This is a genomic window from Mycolicibacterium sp. XJ879 (genome assembly GCF_053483935.1).
In genome coordinates, this window is sequence record NZ_JBEFTH010000004.1 from 174,079 (window position 1) to 194,816 (window position 20,738).

23 protein-coding genes are annotated in these 20,738 nt (G+C 67.4%); 10 read left to right on the top strand and 13 right to left on the bottom strand.

Features of this window, described 5'->3' with window-relative positions; all coding sequences use genetic code 11:
* Positions 1–14 precede the first annotated feature (14 nt).
* From rfbB to ABQF13_RS11385, 7 genes are all read right to left on the bottom strand, one after another.
* The gene (gene rfbB, locus ABQF13_RS11355; protein WP_448392842.1) at positions 15–1,010 is read right to left on the bottom strand and encodes a dTDP-glucose 4,6-dehydratase; all 996 of its coding nucleotides are present in this window, start codon (positions 1,008–1,010) and stop codon (positions 15–17) included.
* 111 nt (positions 1,011–1,121) lie between these two features.
* Positions 1,122–1,928 (bottom strand): class I SAM-dependent methyltransferase, encoded by an 807-nt coding sequence (locus tag ABQF13_RS11360; protein WP_448392843.1) that lies wholly within the window; start codon positions 1,926–1,928, stop codon positions 1,122–1,124.
* Positions 1,929–2,243: 315 nt separating this feature from the next.
* A complete protein-coding gene (locus ABQF13_RS11365) occupies positions 2,244–2,723 on the bottom strand; it encodes a hypothetical protein (RefSeq protein ID WP_448392844.1) in 480 nt (159 codons plus the stop codon).
* A 198-nt stretch (positions 2,724–2,921) separates the two neighbouring features.
* On the bottom strand, positions 2,922–3,764 hold the full coding sequence (locus ABQF13_RS11370) for an LLM class F420-dependent oxidoreductase (protein ID WP_448392845.1): 843 nt from the start codon (positions 3,762–3,764) through the stop codon (positions 2,922–2,924).
* Between the two features lie 19 nt (positions 3,765–3,783).
* Positions 3,784–4,629, bottom strand: a complete 846-nt coding sequence (locus ABQF13_RS11375; RefSeq protein ID WP_448392846.1) for an LLM class F420-dependent oxidoreductase — start codon at positions 4,627–4,629, stop codon at positions 3,784–3,786.
* Positions 4,630–4,651: 22 nt separating this feature from the next.
* The gene (locus ABQF13_RS11380) at positions 4,652–6,103 is read right to left on the bottom strand and encodes an ATP-binding protein (RefSeq protein ID WP_448392847.1); all 1,452 of its coding nucleotides are present in this window, start codon (positions 6,101–6,103) and stop codon (positions 4,652–4,654) included.
* A gap of 10 nt (positions 6,104–6,113) precedes the next feature.
* Positions 6,114–7,775: an NAD(P)/FAD-dependent oxidoreductase gene (locus ABQF13_RS11385; RefSeq protein ID WP_448392848.1), complete on the bottom strand. Its 1,662-nt coding sequence runs from the start codon at positions 7,773–7,775 to the stop codon at positions 6,114–6,116.
* A gap of 273 nt (positions 7,776–8,048) precedes the next feature.
* On the opposite strand from ABQF13_RS11385, the gene infA reads away from it, so the two are divergent.
* The 8 genes from infA to truA all read left to right on the top strand — a co-directional run bounded on the left by infA (position 8,049) and on the right by truA (position 12,647).
* Complete coding sequence (gene infA, locus ABQF13_RS11390) at positions 8,049–8,270, top strand: translation initiation factor IF-1 (protein WP_003418601.1); 222 nt, start codon at positions 8,049–8,051, stop codon at positions 8,268–8,270.
* A 33-nt stretch (positions 8,271–8,303) separates the two neighbouring features.
* Complete coding sequence (gene rpmJ, locus ABQF13_RS11395; RefSeq protein WP_003879483.1) at positions 8,304–8,417, top strand: 50S ribosomal protein L36; 114 nt, start codon at positions 8,304–8,306, stop codon at positions 8,415–8,417.
* A gap of 174 nt (positions 8,418–8,591) precedes the next feature.
* Positions 8,592–8,966 carry a 30S ribosomal protein S13 gene (gene rpsM, locus ABQF13_RS11400; protein ID WP_448392849.1) on the top strand — a complete coding sequence of 125 codons (375 nt, stop codon included), beginning with the start codon at positions 8,592–8,594 and terminating at the stop codon, positions 8,964–8,966.
* 4 nt (positions 8,967–8,970) lie between these two features.
* The gene (rpsK, locus tag ABQF13_RS11405) at positions 8,971–9,378 is read left to right on the top strand and encodes a 30S ribosomal protein S11 (RefSeq protein WP_448392850.1); all 408 of its coding nucleotides are present in this window, start codon (positions 8,971–8,973) and stop codon (positions 9,376–9,378) included.
* A gap of 13 nt (positions 9,379–9,391) precedes the next feature.
* Entirely contained in the window at positions 9,392–9,997 is a 606-nt protein-coding gene (gene rpsD, locus ABQF13_RS11410) for a 30S ribosomal protein S4 (RefSeq protein WP_448392851.1), read from the top strand.
* Positions 9,998–10,076: 79 nt separating this feature from the next.
* Entirely contained in the window at positions 10,077–11,129 is a 1,053-nt protein-coding gene (locus tag ABQF13_RS11415) for a DNA-directed RNA polymerase subunit alpha (protein WP_448392852.1), read from the top strand.
* Between the two features lie 44 nt (positions 11,130–11,173).
* Positions 11,174–11,737, top strand: coding sequence for a 50S ribosomal protein L17 (gene rplQ / locus ABQF13_RS11420; protein ID WP_448392853.1), 564 nt, complete (start codon positions 11,174–11,176; stop codon positions 11,735–11,737).
* A complete protein-coding gene (gene truA / locus ABQF13_RS11425; RefSeq protein ID WP_448392854.1) occupies positions 11,721–12,647 on the top strand; it encodes a tRNA pseudouridine(38-40) synthase TruA in 927 nt (308 codons plus the stop codon). The genes rplQ and truA overlap by 17 nt, the downstream gene beginning before the upstream one ends.
* A 20-nt stretch (positions 12,648–12,667) precedes the next feature.
* Here the strand turns inward: truA and ABQF13_RS11430 are convergent, their stop codons facing one another.
* The 4 genes from ABQF13_RS11430 to ABQF13_RS11445 are packed head-to-tail and all read right to left on the bottom strand — an operon-like array spanning position 12,668 to position 15,884.
* On the bottom strand, positions 12,668–13,384 hold the full coding sequence (locus ABQF13_RS11430; protein ID WP_448393132.1) for a cutinase family protein: 717 nt from the start codon (positions 13,382–13,384) through the stop codon (positions 12,668–12,670).
* A 25-nt stretch (positions 13,385–13,409) separates the two neighbouring features.
* Complete coding sequence (locus ABQF13_RS11435; RefSeq protein WP_448392855.1) at positions 13,410–14,057, bottom strand: cutinase family protein; 648 nt, start codon at positions 14,055–14,057, stop codon at positions 13,410–13,412.
* A 36-nt stretch (positions 14,058–14,093) separates the two neighbouring features.
* The gene (locus ABQF13_RS11440; protein WP_448392856.1) at positions 14,094–14,846 is read right to left on the bottom strand and encodes a cutinase family protein; all 753 of its coding nucleotides are present in this window, start codon (positions 14,844–14,846) and stop codon (positions 14,094–14,096) included.
* A gap of 33 nt (positions 14,847–14,879) precedes the next feature.
* Entirely contained in the window at positions 14,880–15,884 is a 1,005-nt protein-coding gene (locus ABQF13_RS11445) for an EamA family transporter (RefSeq protein WP_448392857.1), read from the bottom strand.
* A 69-nt stretch (positions 15,885–15,953) separates the two neighbouring features.
* Between ABQF13_RS11445 and ABQF13_RS11450 the strand changes: the two genes are divergently transcribed.
* Both ABQF13_RS11450 and eccB read left to right on the top strand, forming a co-directional pair.
* Positions 15,954–16,535 (top strand): CGNR zinc finger domain-containing protein, encoded by a 582-nt coding sequence (locus ABQF13_RS11450; RefSeq protein WP_448392858.1) that lies wholly within the window; start codon positions 15,954–15,956, stop codon positions 16,533–16,535.
* 131 nt (positions 16,536–16,666) lie between these two features.
* A complete protein-coding gene (gene eccB, locus ABQF13_RS11455) occupies positions 16,667–18,043 on the top strand; it encodes a type VII secretion protein EccB (protein ID WP_448392859.1) in 1,377 nt (458 codons plus the stop codon).
* On the opposite strand, the gene mycP is transcribed toward eccB, so the two are convergent.
* Positions 18,008–19,333 carry a type VII secretion-associated serine protease mycosin gene (gene mycP, locus ABQF13_RS11460; RefSeq protein WP_448392860.1) on the bottom strand — a complete coding sequence of 442 codons (1,326 nt, stop codon included), beginning with the start codon at positions 19,331–19,333 and terminating at the stop codon, positions 18,008–18,010. The two genes, eccB and mycP, sit on opposite strands and share 36 nt — an antisense overlap.
* Positions 19,330–20,613, bottom strand: coding sequence for a type VII secretion integral membrane protein EccD (eccD, locus tag ABQF13_RS11465; RefSeq protein ID WP_448392861.1), 1,284 nt, complete (start codon positions 20,611–20,613; stop codon positions 19,330–19,332). The genes mycP and eccD overlap by 4 nt, the downstream gene beginning before the upstream one ends.
* Positions 20,614–20,738 lie beyond the last annotated feature (125 nt).

Below are 20,738 nucleotides of genomic sequence, written 5' to 3' on the forward strand. Positions count from 1 at the left end.
TCTAGTCGACGCAATTACTGACCACGCTGCTCGTATGTGCTTTCGGTGACGTCTTTCAGTGGGCCCCACCATGTTTCGTTGTCGCGGTACCAGTCGATCGTGGCGCGCAGACCGTCCTCGAAATCGGTGTGCTTGGGCGTCCAGCCGAGTTCGTCGCGGAGCGCCGTCGGATCGATCGCGTAGCGTAGGTCGTGGCCGGCGCGGTCGGTCACGTGGTCGAAATCGTCGGGGTCGCGGCCCATCAACCGCAGGATCGTCCGTATCACCGACAGGTTGTCTCGCTCTTGCTCGGCGCCAATGAGATACGTCCGTCCGATCTGGCCATCGGCCAGGATGCGTCGCACCGCCCTGTTGTGGTCGTCGACGTGGATCCAATCGCGTACGTTGGCGCCCGAGCCGTAAAGCTTGGGCCGCCGACCGGTCAGCACGTTGGTGATCTGGCGCGGAATGAACTTCTCCACGTGCTGAAATGGCCCGTAGTTGTTGGAGCAGTTCGAGATCGTCGCGCGCAGACCGTAGGAGCGCACCCACGCGCGCACCAGCATGTCGCCGGCGGCCTTGGTGGACGAGTACGGACTCGACGGGTTGTACGGGGTGGACTCGGTGAACCGTCGCTTGTTCTCGAACTCGAGGTCGCCGTACACCTCATCGGTCGACACATGATGTAGCCGGACCCCGTGTGCGCGCACCGCCTCCAACACCACGAAGGTGCCGATGACGTTGGCGCGCAGGAACGGCTCCGGGTCGGCCAGCGCGTTGTCGACATGGGTCTCGGCGGCGAAATGAACGACGGCGTCGCTCTCGGCGACCAGCTTGCCCACCAGGTCCGCATCGGTGATGTCACCCTGCACCAGTCGGATGTCGTCCTCGACGGCGGCCAGCGACTCGCGGCTGCCCGCGTAGGTCATCGCGTCCAGCACGGTCACCTCATCGTCGGGATGCACCCGCACGCTGCTGTGCACGAAGTTGGCGCCGATGAACCCCGCGCCGCCAGTGATCAGCAACCGCATGGCGAAAACCCTAGCGGACCACCGTGCGGCCGAGGTGGGCGAGGATTTGGTTCCAGTCGATTGCGGTGTCGTCCGTCCGGGGCGGTGCGGGTCACCGGGAGCCGGGCGGGCTCACGACATCGGTTCGGCCGCGATCACGTAGTCATTGCCGTGACGCAGCCCGTCTTCACGTTCATTCAAGGCGAGAGCCCGTGCGCGTAGATCGTCCACGTACTTGCGCATTGCCGCCCCGACCTCTTCGGACGCGAAGCGGGTTAGGCGGTTGAGGCACATATCGAGTTGGCTGTTGATGAAGTGCTCACGGAAGCGGATGGGGAAGTGACGAATCTCGACCATGCGGAAGCCGGCTTCACCGAGTCGCCGCAGCACCCAGTCTGAGGGAAACTCGCGGTAGGGGCGTTCACCGGCCAGTAGCAGGCAGGCGTCGCGTACGCGGCCGATCTCCCAGATCATCTTGCCGCTTTCGGTGTCCGGCTTGAACGGCACGTAGGGCTCCAGGCCGACGATGTAGAGACGGCCAGCATCGCTCACCAGCGGGCGTAAGCGCTCGAACACCCGACCCTGCCAGTACGGCGCGAAGCCTTCAATAGCGCCGATCAGATAGTCGACGAGCACGGTATCGAAGGTTTCTCCGGTGAGCAGGCTGTCGTTCACCCAGTTGCCGACCAGGAGACGGTCCTGGGTGCGCACGTGGATCCCCGGCGCCGTGCGGATGCGGTCCGCCATGCTGTGCGAGGCGGTGATAGCCGTCCAGCTGTGCGTCGGCAGAGTCGTGATCCACTCCAAGGACTTGACACCGGTACCGGTGTCCAACAAGTTGCCCCACGGTCGGTCGCCACCCAGTTTCTCGATGTATCGAAACAGGGATGAAATGCGCCGCTGTTGGCTTACCGCCTCGGGGGTCGTGAGCTCGGACAAGGCCCTCCCAGCTTTCATCGTGAACTCGCTTGTCGCCCAACGCTAGCGGCCCACTCTGGCGAATAACGTTGACGAGGTACATCTGAAAATGATAATCATTCTCAGTAGGGTACGACATCCAGACTGAGAGAGGTAGGCGTAGTGCGCGCACAATTGCGAGGGATCCAGGCATTCACACCCACGGCTATCTTGATCGGCGCGCTTTGCGCCGTTGGAGTTTCACCCGCAGAGGTCGACAGCCCAGCCGCCGTAATCAGCCCGTACGCAACAGGTCCGGCCACGCGCGTCGCTATCTACCCGGTGAACGTGCAGCGCTCACTCGCGGTGAGCGCTGGCGGCAGCGACCTCTCCGGTGGCAACGACTCCGTCGATGACCCTGCCCGCGCCCGCCGCGATGGCATCGCACGAGACAACCTGGATCACGATCATGACCATGGTGGCGGGGGTGATCACGATGACGACCATGGTGGCGGGGATGATCACGATGATGACCATGGTGGCGGGGGTGATCACGATGACGACCATGGTGGCGGGGATGATCACGATCATGACCATGGTGGCGGGGATGATCACGATCATGACCATGGTGGCGGGGATGATCACGATCATGACCATGGTGGCGGGGATGATCACGGTCATGACCATGGTGGCGGGGATGATCACGATGACGACCATGGTGGCGGGGATGATCACGGTCATGACCATGGTGGCGGGGACGATCACGGCCATTCCCACAGCCATTCCCACGGTCAGGCTATTGGCCTCGCGGTGGTCGACGAATGCGACAGTGGACACGGTCACGACCACGCGCACTGCGACGACATCGTCGGCAGCTCAGGCAGCGGCAGCTCGGACAGCCACGAAGATGAACATGACCACAGCCACGATCACGACCATGACCACAGCCACGAGCACTGACACCGTCAGGCGCGGAATCGTGTGTGAGACAGGACCATTGGCTCGGGCGCGGGCCTGAGGCCGCGGTGATGAGTGTCAGCTCCTCAGGCCGAGCGGTCCGGCGAGTTCGGTCAGCGTCGGCACCAACGCGTCCCACCCGCCGAGCACCTGGATCGCGACGTGGTCTGCGCCGGCGTCCAGATGCTCGGTCAGCCGCGTGGCGATGTCGTCGGGCGTGCCGTGGGCGACCATCGCGTCGATGAACCGGTCGCTGCCCGGCTTGGCGAGGTCGTCCTCGGTGAACCCGAGCCGCTTCCAGTTGTTCAGGTAGTTGGACAAGTTCAGATAGAAATCGACCGCTTCGCGGCCGGCCTCGCGGGAAGCCTCAGCGTCCCTGGCCAGCACGACCTTGTGCTCGGGCGCCAAAAACACCGTCGGCCCCAAGAGGTTTCGCGCCTCACCGGTGTGCACCGGCGTCGTCAGATACGGGTGTGCGCCCGCGCTGCGCTGCGCTGCGAGCTTCAGCACCTTGGGACCCAACGCGGCGAGCACACGCCGGCTCGTCGGCACCTTGGCCGCATCCAGCGCGTCGAGGTACTCGACCAACACGTCGTAGGGTTTGCGGTACTCCTCGGTGTGCTCGGGATGCCCGATGCCGATCCCGAGCAAGAACCGTCCCGGGTAGGCGTCCTCGACGCGGTGGTAGGCCTCGGCGACCTGCTCAGCAGGCGCGGTCCAGACGTTGAGGATGCCGGTGGCCACCGTGAGGTTCTCGGTGCGCTCCAGGATCGGTTCGACATACTTGAGATCGCCGGCCGGGGACCCGCCGATCCACACCGCGCCGTACCCGAGTTTCTCGATCTCGACGGCTTGTTCGGGCTTGGCCACCCCGAACGTCCAGACGCCGAAACGGCCGAGTTCGGGTTTGAGCTCAGTCATTCGTTGATCCCCCTCGAGGTCACTGCAAGCCCAGCGGGCCCGCGAGTTCGGTGAGCACGCCGACCAGCTTGTCCGGTCCGGTCAGTATCTGCACGGGTACGTGGTCCGCGCCGGCGTCCAGATGCTCCTTTAACCGGGACGCTACGGCCTCCACGGTGCCATGGGCGACGACGGCGTCGACGAGACGGTCGCTGCCGGGGCGCGCCACGTCCTCGTCGGTGAAGCCCAGTCGCTTCCAGTTGTTGAGGTAGTTCGTCAGGTTGAGGTAGATGTCGAGTGCCTTGCGGCCGACCGCACGGGCCTTCTCGGCGTCGGTGGTCAGCACCACCTTGTGCTCCGGCGCCAGGAACGCCTCCGGGCCGATCGCCTCACGCGCCGCCGCGGTGTGCTCGGGCGTCGTCAGATACGGGTGGGCGCCCGCGGAGCGCTGCGCCGACAGCCGCAGGACCCGCGGACCCAACGCGGCGACCACCCGGCGCTGTTTGGGCACGCCGTACTCATCGAGCTTGTCGAGGTAGTCGCTCAGCGCGCGGTACGGCTTCTGGTACGTGGTGTGCGCTTCGGGATGTCCGACGCCGATACCCAGCAAAAACCGTCCGGGATAGGCCTTTTCGACGCGGTGAAACGATTCCGCGGTCGGGCCCGGCTGCGCGGTCCAGATGTTGACGATGCCGGTGGCCACCTTCAGGTCGGTGGTTGGTTCGAGAAGTGACTCCACCCACGACAGTTCGGCCGCCGGCGAACCACCTGCCCAGATCGCCCGGTAGCCGAGGCTCTCGATCTCGCGCAGTTGTTGCGGGCTCAGCCGCTGCCACATCGAGTGGTGGCCGAACGCACCGTATGGACCGAGATCGGGTTTGGTCATAGCTGCTCCAACTCTATGAGTGTCATTCCTGCGGTGCGGGCGCCACCAGCGGCAGCAGTACGATGAACCGGGTGTCGCCGGGCGCGGACTCCACCCGGATGTCACCGTGGTGCTTTTCGACCACGATGCGACGCGCCAGATCCAGGCCGAGCCCGGTGCCCTCGCCGAACGCCTTGGTGGTGAAGAACGGGGTGAAGATGCGGTCGATGTGGTCTGTGGGGATGCCGCGACCGTCGTCGCAGATCTCCACGCGCACCATGTCGTCGTTGTGCCGTGCGGTACGGATCGTCAGGGTGCCGCGGCCGTCCATCGCCTGGATCGCGTTATCGATCAAGTTCGACCATACCTCGTTCAAATCACCCGGGTAGCAATGTAGTTCGGGCAACGACGTGTCCTTGTCCCACACCATCTCGATCGGTTTGTCCTTGCCCACCTTGCCGCCGAAGATGGTCTTGACCGTGCTGTGGATCAGCTCGTGCACGTTGGCGGTCTGGTATTCGTCCCGGTCCATCTGCGAGTACTGTTTGGCGCCCGCCAGCAGCGCCGAGATCCGCTTGCTGGCATCGGCGATCTCGTTCATCCGCAGTTCGGTGTCGATCGTGTACTTGAGCCAGCCGAGTGCGCCCTGCAACGTGGCCGAGCAGTCCACGTCGTCGAGGGAGGCTTCCACACGCTGCAGCCAGTCGAGGTCTAGGCCGGCCTCGACAAAGGTCGGTGCCCAGTCCCAGGCACCGCTGATCCCGCGCGCCTCGAGCCAGTCGCCGATCTGCTCTTCGCGGTCGGAGGACTCCAGCGCCGACAACTCCACCGCCGTCGACTTGGCCACGTGTTCGGTGACCTCGTCCTGGATGCTGATCAGCGTCCTTAGCGCCTCGGGGGTGAACTGGCCGTCGGCCAGCATCGCCAATTTGTGGCGCATCTTGCCGACGCCCTCGCGCAGGTCGGCAACCGCCCTTGCGGCCGCGGCCGCCGGATTGTTGAGCTGATGGGTCAGGCCCGCGGTGATGGTGCCCAGCGCCAACAGCTTCTCGCGCTGACCGACGATCTCGCGCTGTCGCCGCCCGCCGACGCGGTGACCCTCCAGCAGGTGCACGGCCATCGGGAACTCGGTGCGCATGAACTCGGCGAACGCGTCGGCGTCCAGCACGAAGAACCGCGACGGCTCGGTGACCCGCACCGACGCCTCGTAGACATGTTCCTCACCGGGCACGTAGGCCGACCATGCGCCGCAGTACACCCCGCGCTGGGAGGTGCGGGCCGTCTGGATATCGATGCCGCTCGAGCGTTTCGACATCACCAGTTCGCCCTCGAGCAGCACGTAAAAGCAGGTCGCCGGGTCGCCCTCGGTGCAGATCGGTCCCGGCTCGAACGTCGCGATGTAGCCGTTGTCGCACAGCACCTGCAGCTGCCGGTCGTCGAGCGCCTCGAACAGGAACAGCGAACGCAGTTCGTCGGGCAGGCAGGTCTGGCCCATGGTCGTCTCCCTAAGCTTCCGCGAGATAGCGGTGCACCAGCATCACCGCCATCGATCCTTCACCGACGGCGGCGGCCACCCGTTTGGCCGATTCCGAACGCACATCACCTGCAACAAACACCCCCGGCACACTTGTTTCCAGCTGGTGCGGCGGACGATCAAGGGTCCAGCCGGCGACGTTGCGCAGATCGGGGCCGGCCAGGACGAACCCGTGGTCGTCGCGGGCGATGCCGGCCTGCTCGACCCAGTCGGTGCGCGGTTCGGCGCCGATGAAGACGAACATGCGCTCACAGCCGTGCTCTTCGCGCTCCCCGGTGCGGGTGTTCTCCAGGAAAACGCGTTCCAGATGGTCGGCGCCCTTGACCGCGTGCACCCTGGTGTAGGGCAGCTCCTTGATGTTGGGCTGGGCGCGGATCTGCTGGATCAGGTAGTAGGACATCGAATCTTCCAGCGTGCGACGGCACACCAGGGTCACCGACCTCGCGGTGCGCGACAGGTGCATCGCGGCCTGGCCTGCCGAGTTCGCCCCTCCGATGACGAAGACGTCCTCGCCGTCGCAGTCCGCGGCCACCGACGCCGTCGCACCGTAATAAAGCCCGGCACCCGTCAAACCGGTGCAGCCGTCGGCGTCGAGCTGGCGGTAGTCGACGCCCATCGCCAGGATGACCGCGCGGGTGCCGACCGCCCGTCCGTCGGAGAGGTGGATGGTGCGGGCGGCGCCGTCGACATCGAGGCGGGTGACCTCAGCGGCGGTGATCAGCTCCGCGCGGAACTTCTCGGCCTGCCGGCGCGCCCGTTCGGCGAGCTGAGCGCCCGACAACCCGTCCGGAAAACCCAGGTAGTTCTCGATGCGTGAGCTCTGGCCCGCCTGGCCCCCGGTGGCGGTGCGTTCGATCAGCACGGTCTTGAGCCCCTCCGAGGCGCCGTACACCGCGGCCGCCAGCCCCGCAGGCCCGCCACCGATGACGACGAGGTCGTAGAAGTCCTCGGCCGGTGTGGTGGACAGGCCGAGCGTCGCGGCGAGATCGGCGTCGGACGGCGCGACCAGTGTCTCGCCCTGTTCGGTGATCACCACCGGCAGCGTCAGGTCGTCCAAGCCCGCGGCGTCGAGCAGACGTCGGCCTTTGGGCTCGTCGGAGCGCAACCACGTGTAGTACAGCCGGTTGCGGGCGAGGAACTCGCGCACCTGCGAGGAGCGGGCGCTATAGGGGTGCCCGATGATCTTGGTGTGCGGGATTGCCCGGTCGCCGGTCTCGCGCCACGCCTCGATCAGCGCGTCGATCACCGGGTAGAGCTTCTCCCCGGGCGGGTCCCACGGCTTGAGCAGGTAGTGGTCCAGGTCGACGACGTTGATCGCATCGATCGCGGCGTTGGTGTCGGCGTAGGCGGTGAGCAGCACGCGGCGGGCCATCGGAAAGATGTCCATCGCCTGTTCGAGGAACTCGATGCCGCTCATCTGCGGCATCCGGTAGTCGGCGACAAACACCGCGACCGTCTCACCGCGCAACTTGAGTTCGTTGAGCGTCTCCAGGGCGTCCTGCGCCGATTCGGCGCGCACAATGCGGAAGACCTCACCGTAGTGGCGGCGCAGGTCGCGAGCGACCGCTCGGGACACGGCTGGATCGTCGTCGACGGAGAGGATTACGGGCTTGCGGGCAGTGGGGCCGGTCATCGACGTCAAGTATGCGCTGTGCGGCCCGCGGATATAGTGGTGATATTCACCGCGCGGGGGTCGTCGGCCAGCGATTTTGGGGCGGGCGCTCGAGCAGGTAATATGGATCGGCGGTGCGGCTCACGCGCCGACTCTTGCGTGCCCCTGTCTGGAATTTCTGGCTACTGGCTCACGTTTTGTAGTCGGGAGCGAGTCACGCCGTGCAGGGTGTCGCCGCTCGCGGCGACAAAGGCGCCGCAGTACGAGAAGGACACGGAGGATCTCCGAAACATAATGGCCAAAAAAGACGGTGCCATCGAGGTCGAGGGCCGCGTGGTCGAACCTCTGCCCAATGCGATGTTCCGCATTGAGCTGGAGAACGGTCACAAGGTGCTTGCCCACATCAGCGGCAAGATGCGGCAGCACTACATTCGCATCCTGCCCGAGGACCGCGTCGTGGTGGAGTTGTCGCCCTACGACCTGTCCCGGGGCCGCATCGTTTACCGGTACAAGTAATTTTCGAACGAGAAGAACAGGATCGACACAGCCGTGAAGGTGAACCCGAGCGTCAAGCCCATCTGCGATAAGTGCAGGGTGATCCGCCGGCATGGGCGGGTCATGGTGATCTGCTCCGATCCGCGCCACAAGCAGAGACAGGGCTAACGCGCCTGTTTCAAACACAACTGAATGACGAAATCCCAGCACCACTGAGCTGCCCGGCGCGTCAAGCGCCAAAAAGACGGAACAGCGCCGCTCATCACGTCCGGTACGGAGGCCGGACCCCATCGGGGAACGGGCTGGGACCAGACCTCCGCATAGCAGAAGGAACACTGCCTGATGGCACGTCTCGTGGGCGTAGACCTCCCGCGCGATAAGCGCATGGAGGTCGCCCTGACCTATATCTACGGCATTGGCCGTACCCGTTCCAACGAGATCCTCGCGGCGACGGGTATCTCCAAGGACCAACGCACCAAGGACCTCACTGACGACCAGCTGACCCAGCTGCGCGACTACATCGAGGGCAACCTCAAGGTGGAGGGCGATCTGCGCCGCGAGGTGCAGGCCGATATCCGCCGAAAGATCGAGATCGGCTGCTACCAGGGTCTGCGGCACCGCCGTGGCCTGCCGGTGCGCGGCCAGCGGACCAAGACCAATGCGCGCACCCGCAAGGGCCCCAAGCGCACCATCGCCGGCAAGAAGAAGGCCAGGTAAGCAGATGCCACCAGCAAAAAAGGGTGCCGCGAAGGGTAAGACCACCCGTCGCCGGGAAAAGAAGAACGTCCCGCACGGCGCCGCGCACATCAAGAGCACGTTCAACAACACGATCGTGACGATCACCGACCCGCAGGGCAACGTCATCGCGTGGGCGTCCTCGGGCCACGTCGGCTTCAAGGGCTCGCGTAAGTCGACGCCGTTCGCCGCGCAGCTGGCCGCTGAGAACGCCGCCCGCAAGGCGCAGGAGCACGGCGTGCGCAAGGTCGACGTGTTCGTGAAGGGCCCGGGTTCGGGCCGCGAGACCGCCATCCGGTCGCTGCAGGCCGCCGGCCTCGAGGTCGGCGCGATCGCCGATGTCACGCCGCAGCCGCACAACGGCTGCCGTCCGCCCAAGCGGCGCCGGGTCTAGGAGGAGATTTCAGATGGCTCGTTACACCGGACCCGCGACCCGCAAGTCGCGCCGCCTCGGCGTCGACCTGGTCGGCGGCGATCAGTCATTCGAGAAGCGCCCGTACCCGCCCGGCCAGCACGGCCGCTCCCGGGTCAAGGAAAGCGAATACCGCCTGCAGCTGCAGGAGAAGCAGAAGGCCCGCTTCACCTACGGCGTGATGGAAAAGCAGTTCCGCCGCTACTACGAAGAGGCCGTGCGACGCTCGGCCGTCACCGGCGAGGAGCTGCTGCGCATCCTGGAGAGCCGGCTGGACAACGTGGTCTACCGCGCGGGGCTGGCACGCACCCGCCGTCAGGCCCGCCAGCTGGTCAGCCACGGCCACTTCACCGTCAACGGTGTCAAGGTGGACATCCCCAGCTACCGGGTGTCGCAGTACGACATCATCGACGTCAAAGAGAAGTCGCTGAACACCCTGCCGTTCCAGATCGCGCGCGAGACCGCGGGTGATCGGCCGATCCCCAGCTGGCTGCAGGTCGTCGGCGAACGCCAGCGCATCCTGGTGCACCAGCTACCCACCCGCGAGCAGATCGACGTGCCGCTCTCCGAGCAGCTCATCGTCGAGTTCTACTCGAAGTAAACCCTCGGGGGGCTCCGCCCCCCGAGTACCCCCCGACGGCATCAAATAGCGGGTGCCGAGAAGGAGATAGAGAAACACCATGCTGATCTCTCAGCGACCCACACTGTCCGAAGAGGTACTTGCCGAGGACCGCTCTCAGTTCGTCATCGAGCCGTTGGAGCCCGGATTCGGTTACACCCTTGGCAATTCGCTTCGGCGAACCCTGCTGTCGTCGATCCCCGGCGCGGCAGTCACCAGCATCCGCATCGACGGTGTGCTGCACGAGTTCACCACGGTCCCCGGGGTGAAGGAGGACGTCACCGACATCATCCTCAACCTCAAGGGTCTGGTCGTCTCGTCTGAGGAGGACGAGCCGGTCACCATGTACCTGCGCAAGCAGGGCCCGGGTGAGGTCACCGCGGGCGACATCGTCCCGCCAGCCGGTGTGACGGTGCACAACCCCGATATGCACATCGCGACCCTCAACGACAAGGGCAAGCTGGAGGTCGAGCTCGTCGTCGAGCGCGGCCGCGGCTACGTGCCCGCCGTGCAGAACAAGGCGTCGGGCGCCGAGATCGGCCGCATCCCGGTCGATTCCATCTACAGCCCGGTGCTCAAGGTCACCTACAAGGTGGAGGCCACCCGCGTCGAGCAGCGCACCGACTTCGACAAGCTGATCCTCGACGTCGAGACCAAGAACTCCATCAGCCCGCGCGACGCGCTGGCGTCGGCCGGTAAGACGCTGGTCGAATTGTTCGGTCTGGCACGGGAACTCAACGTCGAGGCCGAGGGCATCGAGATCGGGCCGTCGCCGGCCGAGGCCGATCACATCGCCAGCTTCGCGTTGCCGATCGACGATCTGGACCTCACCGTGCGGTCCTACAACTGCCTCAAGCGTGAGGGTGTGCACACGGTGGGCGAGTTGGTCGCCCGCACGGAGTCCGACCTGCTGGACATCCGTAACTTCGGCCAGAAGTCCATCGACGAGGTCAAGATCAAGCTGCACCAGCTGGGTCTGTCGCTCAAGGACAGCCCGGCCACGTTTGATCCGTCCGAGGTCGCCGGCTACGACGCCGCCACCGGCACCTGGAACAGCGACGCCGGCTACGACCTGGAGGATAACCAGGACTACGCCGAAACCGAACAGCTCTAGTACGTCACATCCCTAATAGGAGTTCGCAATGCCTGAGGTTTCAAATGCCTAAGCCCACCAAGGGCCCTCGCCTCGGCGGGTCGTCCTCGCATCAGAAGGCGCTCCTGGCCAACCTGGCCACATCGCTCTTCGAGCACGGCCGGATCAAGACGACCGAGCCCAAGGCGCGCGCGTTGCGGCCCTATGCGGAGAAGCTGATCACCCATGCCAAGAAGGGCACGCTGCACAACCGGCGTGAGGTGATGAAGAAGATCCGCGACAAGGACGTGGTGCACACGTTGTTCGCCGAGATCGGCCCGTTCTACGCCGACCGCAACGGCGGCTACACCCGCATCATCAAGGTCGAAGCACGCAAGGGCGACAACGCGCCCATGGCGGTCATCGAGCTGGTGCGGGAGAAGACGGTGACCTCGGAGGCCGAGCGAGCTCGGCGGGTGGGCGCGTCGAACAAGGCCGAGCAGCCGGTCGCGGCGGCGGCCGCACCGCAGGCTTCCGTCGAGCCGGAGGCCGCTGAGGGTCCGACCGAGGACGAGTCGGTCGAGGAGGCCAAGGCCGAGTCGAGCGAGGCCGCCGAGGCGCAAGCCGATAAGGATGACGACAAGTCCTAGTGACGTGAGCGACGGGCCCGCCATCGGCAACGGTGGCGGGCCCGTTCGTCTTCGCGTTGACATCGCTTACGACGGCACCGATTTCGCCGGCTGGGCGACCCAGGCCGGGCAACGCACGGTGGCCGGTGTCGTCGACGACGCGTTGTCGACGGTGTTTCGCACCCCGGTGCGGTTGCGCGCGGCGGGACGCACCGACGCCGGTGTGCACGCCACAGGGCAGGTCGCGCACGTCGACGTGCCCGCCGACGCGCTGCCGTGCGCTTATCCCCGCACGCCACGTCAAGGCGACAGCGAGTTCCTTCCGTTGGTGCGCCGGCTGGCCAGGTTCCTACCCTCCGACGTGCGCGTGCTCCACATCGACCGGGCGCCAGCGGGTTTTGATGCGCGGTTCTCGGCGCTGCGGCGCCATTACACCTATCGGCTGTCGACGGCGCCCTACGGCGTCGAACCGCAGGACGCCCGGTTCGTGACGGCGTGGCCGCGTGCGCTGGACGTCGACGCGATGGCCGCCGCGTCCCGACACCTGTTGGGGCTGCACGACTTCGCCGCGTTCTGCCGCCACCGCGAGGGCGCCACCACGATTCGTGACCTGCAGCGGCTGGACTGGTCCCGCGACGGCGACCGCGTCACCGCCCACGTCAGCGCCGACGCGTTCTGCTGGTCGATGGTGCGTTCACTGGTGGGTGCGCTGCTGGCGGTGGGCGAACAGCGCCGCGAACCGACCTGGTGCGCAACGCTGTTAAAGGCCCAGCGACGCTCCAGCGAGTTCGCCGCGGCACCACCGCAGGGGCTGACGCTCGTCGGCGTCGACTACCCACCCGACGATCAGCTCGAGGCCCGCACCAAGGTGACCCGCGGCCTGCGTTCAGCGAGTGATTTCGGCGCGGACAGGGCCCCTGAGGGGGCATAAGCGCGCCGAAATCGCAGATATTAGATGCGGGCCACGATGAAGTCCGCGGCCTGGTTGACCATGCCGGCGTTGATGTAGGCCCGCGCGGCGTGGTCGGGCCAGTTGCCCTCCCAGGTCTTGGGGTCGGCCGGGCTGCAGATCGGGTCGGCGCCGTGGCACAGCTCGATCGTGCGCTCCCCGTAGAGCGGGCTGAAATTCGTGATCGGCCCGACCCAGGCGATGCCATTGCCGAACAGCGCGATGGCCGCGATATGGCGGTCCATCCCCGGCGGCAGCGGCTTGTCGAAGCCGAGCGCCGCGATGGGCGCAGCCAGCACGACGTCGGTGACCGCGGCGCCCAGCGAATAGCCACCCAGCACCAGCCGGGTGTCGGGGCACCGTGCCGCCATGTCCTGGATGCGTGAGCTCATGTCGTTGGCGCCGATGTCGATCTCATAGTCCGCGGGATAGTTCACCGAGTAGAGGTTGACGGTCTTGTCGGTCTTGCTGCGCACAGCGCTGATGAGGGCATTGCCGATCACCCCGGCCCCTGCGGATTCGGTGCGGCCACGGGCGAAGATGAGCTCCGCCGGCGGGCAGGACTGCGCGACGGCAACAGGCGCCAACCCTTGGTGGCCAATCGTTGCCGGGGTCATCAGCCCGGCGACAGCGAGCACAACCGCCCCTGCAAGCAGAATTCCGCGACGTCCCCACCGACTGACAAGATCGAATTTCACCCCGCCGATGATAACTGAGATATCGACGTGACCGTCGACAAAGGTTTTACACCAGACCTGCGACGAAGTTGGCGGCCTGGTGTGCCATGGCGGTGTAGTCGCGGTGCGCGAACGGATTGCGACCGCGCGAGCAGACCGGGTCGCCGTCGGTGCACAGGTCGATTGCGCGCCCGCCGAACACCGAGCTGGTGATCGGGTTGCCGAACTTGGCCGCGGGGTTGCCGAACACCGCGACCGCGGCGACCTTCGAGATGGCCGTCGCGGGAAGCATGGGCCCGAGCGCGCCAAGCCGGTTGCCCAGCGGCGGCACCCCGGCCAGCATGTCGACCACGGCCGCCCCCTGAGAGAATCCGCCGAGGACGATCCGGGTCGACGGGCAAGTCTGCGCGATGTTCGAGACGAACGCCGACGCGTCGGCCGCACCATCGGTGGCCAGCACGAAGTCGTAGCTGGCCGGGTAGTTCACCCCGTAGCTCGACAACGTCCGTGCGCCCAGCTGGGGGCGCAACGCGTCGACGAAGGCCTGTCCGACGCGCCCGATGCCGGGTGGTTCGCCGGTGCCGCGCGCAAACACCACCGTCACATCCGAGCAGGGTTGCGCCGAGGCGACCGTCGGGGCGACGAGGGTGGCCGCGGCGGTCAGCGCGGCAAGGGCAGCGCCGATGAACCGTCGGCGAAGACGAGGGGGTTCCACGGGGTCCGATGATATCGGCGGGCCGCGGTGTTCAGGTCAAAGGTGGCCAGCGGCGAAGTCGGCGGCCTGCTGAACCAGTCCCGAAGTGACGTAGTCGTTGTGCGCGAACGGATTGCGGCCGCCGGAACAGATCGGGTCGCCGTCCTTGCAGAGGTCGATCGCCCTGCCGGCGAAAACCGAACTGGTGATCGGATTGTCGAACTTGGCCGCCGGGTTGCCGAACGCCACGACCGCCGCGACGTTTCGCTGCAGGCTGCCGGGCAACGGGGGCGCCGACCCGATGGAGCCGATCTTGTTGCCCAGCGGTGGCACACCGGCCAGCATGTCCATCACCGCGGCGCCCTGCGAGTAGCCGCCGAGCACGATGCGGGTCGACGGGCACTGCTGCGACAGAACCGCGATGCGGTTGGTGGCGTCGGCCGCACCGTCGGCGGCGGCCAGGAAGTCGTAGGAGGCGGGATAGTCGACCGCGTATGCGGTGACGCTGCGGCCGCCGGTCCGCTGGCGCAACTCGTTGACGAACGCGGTTCCCGGTGTCCCGAGGCCCGGGGTGTCGTCGGTGCCGCGGGCGAAGATCACCTCGATATCGGCGCACGTCGACCTCGGTGCGACCGCGGTCGGTGTCACCGGGGACGGGTACGGACCAGGTACTTCTCCGGTTCCGTGCCCGGGTTCCGGCGGCCCCGGTAGCGGGCCGGGCTGGGCCATGGCCAACGGTATCGGGGCGCAGATGAGTGCGACGGCGGCGACGGCGACCGCGGGCAGGCGCAACGCGCGCAGCAAAGTCACGCCGCCATACTCACATACCGCACGGCCGAAGGCCTAACGATCGGAAGTGGTCGGCAACTTCTCGACCGGCCCGTCCGGCCAGGTCGCCTCGGCCACCGCCGCGGACCGATCGCCTGCACGGGCCAGCGCCAACCCGCAGAGCACGATCGCGCCGCCCACCGCCTGCGTGACGGTGATCGACTCACCCACCAGCACCCACGCGGCGAGCACGGCGAATATCACCTCGGAAAGTCCCACCAGGGACGCGAACCGCGGGCGCAGCAACGCGATGCCCAGGATGCCCAGCGTGTAGGCCAGCGCGGTGGCCAGCACACCCATGGCGAGTACGGGCACCAGCCAGGAGGTCGTCCAGCCAGCGACGACGGCGTCGTTGGCGGTGAAGGTCAGCGGCATCACGCCCGTGGCGCCCAGCAGTGACACCGTGGCGGCGCCGACGACCAAACCTCCCGCGGCCAGGGTGACGGGGTGCACGGCCTCGTCGCCGTCGCTGTGAACGTTGGCCGACATCACGAAGTAGCAGGCCGCGCATACGGCGGCCGCCAATGCCCAGCCGACGCCGACCACGTTGATGTGCGCACCGGCAAAGACGTTGAGCACCAATATCATTCCGGTGAAAGCCAGGACGACGCCGGCCAGCGTGCCGTTGCTGGGCCTGCGCCGGGTCCGGGCCCAGACCCACGCGACGACGAGGATGGGCGCGGTGTACTCGAGCAGCAGCGCGACGCCGACGGACAGGTGTGCAACCGCGTTGTAGTAGAAGAGCTGCGCCCCGGCGATCGGGATCACACCGTAGGCCAGCACCGCCCTGCGGTGCGTGGCCGCCTCGCGAACCCAGCCGGGCCGGATCAGCGTCGCGAAAAGCGCCATGACCAGCGCGCCGCCGGCCAGCCGGGCGACCACCGCGGCCGTCGGCGTCCACCCCGCGTCCAGCAGCGACTTGGCGAACGGCCCCGACGAACCGAACGCCAACGCCGAGGTGAGCGCCAGTACCAGGCCGAGCCGGAAGTGGTCGGTGGCCGGACGCGCGCGCGGGGGCATTTACACCTCCGGGAAAGCATGTCATGAGTAAAGTGGACTTTGCTCATGACGGTACCGATGAGAGGGATCATGGGTCAAACGCTTTTCAGTCATGACACCGAGCTCACGCTGCGGGCCATCTGCGTGCTGGTCAACAGCGATCGGGTGGCGGGCGACCGGCTCGCGGATATGGCTGCTTTGAGCAGCTACCTGGACACCTTCGGCTGGACGGGGCGCCGCGACCACGACGACGCCGAACTGCGCGCCGTGCGGCGGCTGCGCGACCGGCTCGCGACGATCTGGGCGGTCGCCGACGACGAGGAGAAAGTGGTCGGCGAGGTCAACGCGTTGCTGAGCGACACCCACGCCGCCCCGTGGCTGACGCGGCATCCGGAGATGCCGGAGTGGCATCTGCATCTGGCGTCGGTTTCCGCCCCGCTGTGGCAGCGGATGGGAGCCGAGATGGCGATGGCGCTGGCCGACCTGATCCGCATCGGCGAGTTGCGTCGGCTCAAAACCTGTGCGGCACCAGACTGCGAGGCCGTCCTGGTCGACCTTTCGCGAAACCGCTCGGGCAAGTTCTGCGACACGGGAAACTGTGGTAACCGCCAACATGTGGCGGCCTATCGACGACGCCGCGCGCGAGGTGTGCGCGGCGGCGGGGTCGGCTAGCCGGTGTTCGCCGAGTGTGGGGTCGACGCACGTCCGCCGGCAAAACTGCGTGCGGGTAATCCACGTTCGGCGGCCAGAAAAGGTGCGAGCCGCATACCCGCCGGGCCGATAGGCTCGGTTGCGGGGGAGCCATGGTCCGGGACGCGACGAACAGATTGCAGATCAGCGGGCACCGCTTCCTGACGCGGCGGCTGTCGCATGCCCTGGTCCGCGGCGACGCGCGGATGCTCGACGATCCACTACGCGCACAGTCGCTTTCGTTGATCGCCGGTTGTGTGTTGGCGGCCATCGCGATCGCCGCCTGCGCGATCCTGGCGTTCCTGAGCCCCAGGGGCGCGCTGGGAACCGCACCGATCGTCATGGTCCGCGATTCCGGCGCCCTCTATGTGCGGATTGGCGACACCGTGCATCCGGTGCTCAACCTGGCATCCGCCCGGCTGGTCGCGGGTACCGCGGCCACACCCGAACTGGTCAACGCTGCGGCTGTCGACGATGCGAAAAGGAGTGCGCTGGTGGGTATTCCCGGTGCACCCAACATCTCGGCCACGTTGGCGGAATCCCGCTGGACGGTCTGCCAGGACGCGACATCGACCACCACAGTGCTCGTCGGGGCGGCCGACGGACATCTGGATGCGGGGCGCAACGCGCTGGTCGTGGCCGGGGGAGAAGGGGCTGCAGCGACCTATCTGCTCTACGACGGGGTGCGGGCCAAGGTGGACCTGCGCAACCCCGCGGTGGTGCACGCGCTTCGGCTCGATGGTGTCGAGCCGCGTGTCGTGCCTCGGGTGTTGCTCGACGCGGTGCCGGAGGTGCCCGAGCTCGCCGTCCCCGCCATCGAGGACGCCGGAACACCGGGACCGGCTGCGTTGCACGGGTTTTCGGTGGGCACGGTTCTCCGCATGCCGCATGCTGATTCGACCGAGTACTACGTTGTACTCGGGGACGGTGTGCAGCGGATTGGTGCGGTGGCCGCCGACCTGATCCGGTTGACCTACTCCGCGGGCACCCGCGAGATGTCCACCGTCGAGCCGGGCGTCATTGGCGCCGTGCCGGTGGTCGACGACCTGCCGGTCGGGCGGTTTCCCGATCGCGGGGGTGTGGCCGACGAGCCGGTGCTGTGCACGCGCTGGACATGGTCCAGCTCGGCAGACGCCACGGAAACTGCAGTGCTGGTCGGGGATTCGCTGCCGGTCGACCCGGCAGTGACATTGGCTCAGGCGGACGGCGCCGGGATCCAGATCGACCGGGTGCACCTGCCTCGCGGTCGCGCCGCCTATGTGCGGGCAACCGGTGTCACGGGGGCAGGTGCCCGCACCGGTGCGCTCTACTACGTCGACGGCTCCGGTGTGGTGTTCGGTGTGCACGACGAGGACGCCGCCAAACGGCTGGGGCTGACCGCCGCAGCGATGCCCGCGCCGTGGCCGGTGCTGGCCAGGCTGCCACGTGGTCCCGAACTCAGCGTCGCGGCAGCGTCAATCGTGCGCGACAGCATCGGATCGCCGCCGTAATCGTGCTCCTGCGATGATGCACCCCGACAACGCAACACAGATCGCCGCACCGCGCACGGCGATGTGTGCGGGTCGTTCGTCGGGTGGGTTCGCGGCGGGCATCGACACCGTGCGGGGTGCGCTGGGTGGGGGCGCGGAGACAGGGCCGCCGGTCACCGCGGCGACGGGGTCGACCACCCCGTGTCCGACAATCGGATTCCATCCGGAAGCGGGATGACGCGCTGTGGTCTCGATGCGTTGCATGACCTGTCGCGCCGTCAACTCGGGTGCGCGCGACCGCAGCAGCGCGGCGACGCCGCTGACAACCGGGGCGGCATAGCTGGTGCCCGCGATCGGCGTCGCGCCGTCGACGCCCGGTAGTTCGGCGATGAGGCCTTCGCCGTCGGGATCCAGCGACACCACCCCTTCACCGGGTGCGGCGACGTCGACCCACGGGCCCGCCAAGCTGAACGCCGACGGGGTGCCGTTGGGTGCCACGGACCCCACCGTCAGCACGTAATCGTCGTACCAGGCCGGGCTGACCACCACGTGCACACCGGACCAATCGGGCCTGCCGGCCTGTGCCGGGTTCTGTTGCGGGCATTGTCCGGTGCCGCCGACATTGCCTGCGGCGGCGACCACGACGGCGTTCTTGATGTCGACGGCGTATGCCAGCGCGGCGCCGAGGGCACGGTCATCGAGCGCGTCCTGGGCGGGCAGGCACGCGACCGACGACACGTTGATCACCGTGGCGCCCATATCGGCGGCGGTGCGCACCGCCATGGCAAGCGTGTCGACGTTGCCGAACCCCGAACCCGAGGCATCGTCGACGGCACGGAACTTCGTGCTGGACTGGCGGATCGCGATGATCGTCGCGTCTGGTGCGACGCCCTGAAAAGTGGGTTCTTCGGCCGCCCCGACGATGCCGGCCACGATCGTGCCGTGGCCGTCGCAATCCTGTGTGCCGTCGCCGCTCGACACGTAGTCGCCGCCGGGGACCAGGTGTGGAAGCAGCCGATGCTGCGCCACCCCGGTGTCGACGACCGCGATCGTCTGACCGCGCCCGCGGGTCAGTGGCCAAACCGACGCCAACCCAAGGTCGTCCAGTTGGCCCGATGTGGTGGCCTCGGTGCTGTGTACGGGCAGCACACACGGCTCCCGCTGCCGGGTGGGCTGCGGCGGTGCGGGCGACGCCGCTCTGGGCAGCCGCGAGTCGTCCACAGGCGGCGGCGTCACCGCCGTGGCCGGCGCCGCCACGCACACCGGAAACACGACCAGCAACGCCGCCAACAGCAGCCGCGCCGCCGTCATGACAGCCCCATGGCGCGGACTGCGTCGTAGACGCCGGCCACCCAGCAGGTCAGCGGCACGACGGCCGCGACCGCGAGGTACTCGGTGACGTCGACCACACGCTGCGTCACGGGGCTGACCGGCCGCGTCAGCCCGGCGACACCGGTGATGACCGCCAGCAGGCTGAGCCAGTGGACGTGGCCGGGCAATGCGGCACCGGCGATCGCGAAGCACACAGTGGCCGTGACGACTCCACTGGTGCCCAGCGCGGTGCAGCGAGCCCGATCCGCGTGCGTGCGGTTACGAAGAAGCAGCACGGTAGCGGTGACGGCGACGAACGCGGCGGCGCTCACCTTCGCCGCGCGGTCGGTCAGCGCCGCGAACGCGACGACCCCGCAGCCCAGCACCGCAGCGCTCGTGGCGCCCACGATCACCCCGGTCAGCACCCGATGCGCCTGCCCCACCCGGTCGGTGTCCGGGACCGGCGCATCAGGCGGTGACGGACCGACACCGGTCACCAGCATCGAGATGCGCGGCGCAAAAGACAGGGCAGCGAGCGACGCGGCGGCCAGCGACGCTCCGATGGTCGCGTCGGGCAGGTGCCACCCGACCGCGACGCCCGTCACCGCGGCGGTCAGTACGGCGACCGTTGCGATCGCCGCCAACCACGTGGTGGCACAGCGTGTCAGGCGCAGCAGTGCCACGGCCGCCGACAACGCGGCCGCAGCCGACAGCAATACGTGCGCGGCACCAGGGGCGCCAGGGACGGCCGCGAATCCCGTTGCAGCGGCGAACAATACAGCCGCCACGCTCAGCGTCGCAGCCAGCGCGCCGTCGACGTATGCCCGGTCCGCCAGGACCGCCACCAGCGCCGTGACCACGGTCAGGCCCGCGCTTGTGACCAGCCCCTCGGGGGTCGCCGTCCATCCGAGCGCTGCGGCGGCGGCAACCGCCGCGACCAGACAACCGGCCGCCGGTAATCGTGGTGGCCGCTCGTCGATGTCGGCGTGCTGCACCGCGATCTGGCTGACGTCACCGGGTCGCCACACCGGCTTCGGCGGCACGGCCGCGGTGAGCAGCAGCGTGATTCCGTCGTCAACGTCGTTCTCGTCCAAAGTCATCGCTTGGTCGAGCGGCTGACCGTCGACGTGGAGGAGCCGCCACCCGATGCCGGTGACCGCAGCGGTCGTACCGTGTGCCAATTCCACGATCGACGGCATCAGCGCGCACACGTCAATGCTGCGGGGCAGCGCGAGATCCACCTCGTGGAAGGTGTCGCCCCGATCATGCGCAACGGTCAATCGACATAGTGCATTTCGCATCGCGACCCCCGGAATTTTCCCGCCCGCAGTCACCGTAACCCCGCTGCCGGGTGCGATCGCGCGCCAATTCTGTGCGCTGTGGATGGAACCGAAACACCGTTCCC

What these genes read in the sequence shown, in the direction of transcription:
- truA (WP_448392854.1), top strand. Translation starts at nt 11,721, where the DNA reads ATGACGACAAGTCCTAGTGACGTGAGCGACGGGCCCGCCATCGGCAAC.
- ABQF13_RS11370 (WP_448392845.1), bottom strand. Translation starts at nt 3,764, where the DNA reads ATGACTGAGCTCAAACCCGAACTCGGCCGTTTCGGCGTCTGGACGTTC.
- ABQF13_RS11450 (WP_448392858.1), top strand. Translation starts at nt 15,954, where the DNA reads ATGGGTCAAACGCTTTTCAGTCATGACACCGAGCTCACGCTGCGGGCC.
- ABQF13_RS11385 (WP_448392848.1), bottom strand. Translation starts at nt 7,775, where the DNA reads ATGACCGGCCCCACTGCCCGCAAGCCCGTAATCCTCTCCGTCGACGAC.
- rpsM (WP_448392849.1), top strand. Translation starts at nt 8,592, where the DNA reads ATGGCACGTCTCGTGGGCGTAGACCTCCCGCGCGATAAGCGCATGGAG.
- rplQ (WP_448392853.1), top strand. Translation starts at nt 11,174, where the DNA reads ATGCCTAAGCCCACCAAGGGCCCTCGCCTCGGCGGGTCGTCCTCGCAT.
- ABQF13_RS11415 (WP_448392852.1), top strand. Translation starts at nt 10,077, where the DNA reads ATGCTGATCTCTCAGCGACCCACACTGTCCGAAGAGGTACTTGCCGAG.
- infA (WP_003418601.1), top strand. Translation starts at nt 8,049, where the DNA reads ATGGCCAAAAAAGACGGTGCCATCGAGGTCGAGGGCCGCGTGGTCGAA.
- mycP (WP_448392860.1), bottom strand. Translation starts at nt 19,333, where the DNA reads ATGACGGCGGCGCGGCTGCTGTTGGCGGCGTTGCTGGTCGTGTTTCCG.
- ABQF13_RS11445 (WP_448392857.1), bottom strand. Translation starts at nt 15,884, where the DNA reads ATGCCCCCGCGCGCGCGTCCGGCCACCGACCACTTCCGGCTCGGCCTG.
- ABQF13_RS11380 (WP_448392847.1), bottom strand. Translation starts at nt 6,103, where the DNA reads ATGGGCCAGACCTGCCTGCCCGACGAACTGCGTTCGCTGTTCCTGTTC.
- rfbB (WP_448392842.1), bottom strand. Translation starts at nt 1,010, where the DNA reads ATGCGGTTGCTGATCACTGGCGGCGCGGGGTTCATCGGCGCCAACTTC.
- rpsK (WP_448392850.1), top strand. Translation starts at nt 8,971, where the DNA reads ATGCCACCAGCAAAAAAGGGTGCCGCGAAGGGTAAGACCACCCGTCGC.
- ABQF13_RS11375 (WP_448392846.1), bottom strand. Translation starts at nt 4,629, where the DNA reads ATGACCAAACCCGATCTCGGTCCATACGGTGCGTTCGGCCACCACTCG.
- eccB (WP_448392859.1), top strand. Translation starts at nt 16,667, where the DNA reads ATGGTCCGGGACGCGACGAACAGATTGCAGATCAGCGGGCACCGCTTC.
- rpsD (WP_448392851.1), top strand. Translation starts at nt 9,392, where the DNA reads ATGGCTCGTTACACCGGACCCGCGACCCGCAAGTCGCGCCGCCTCGGC.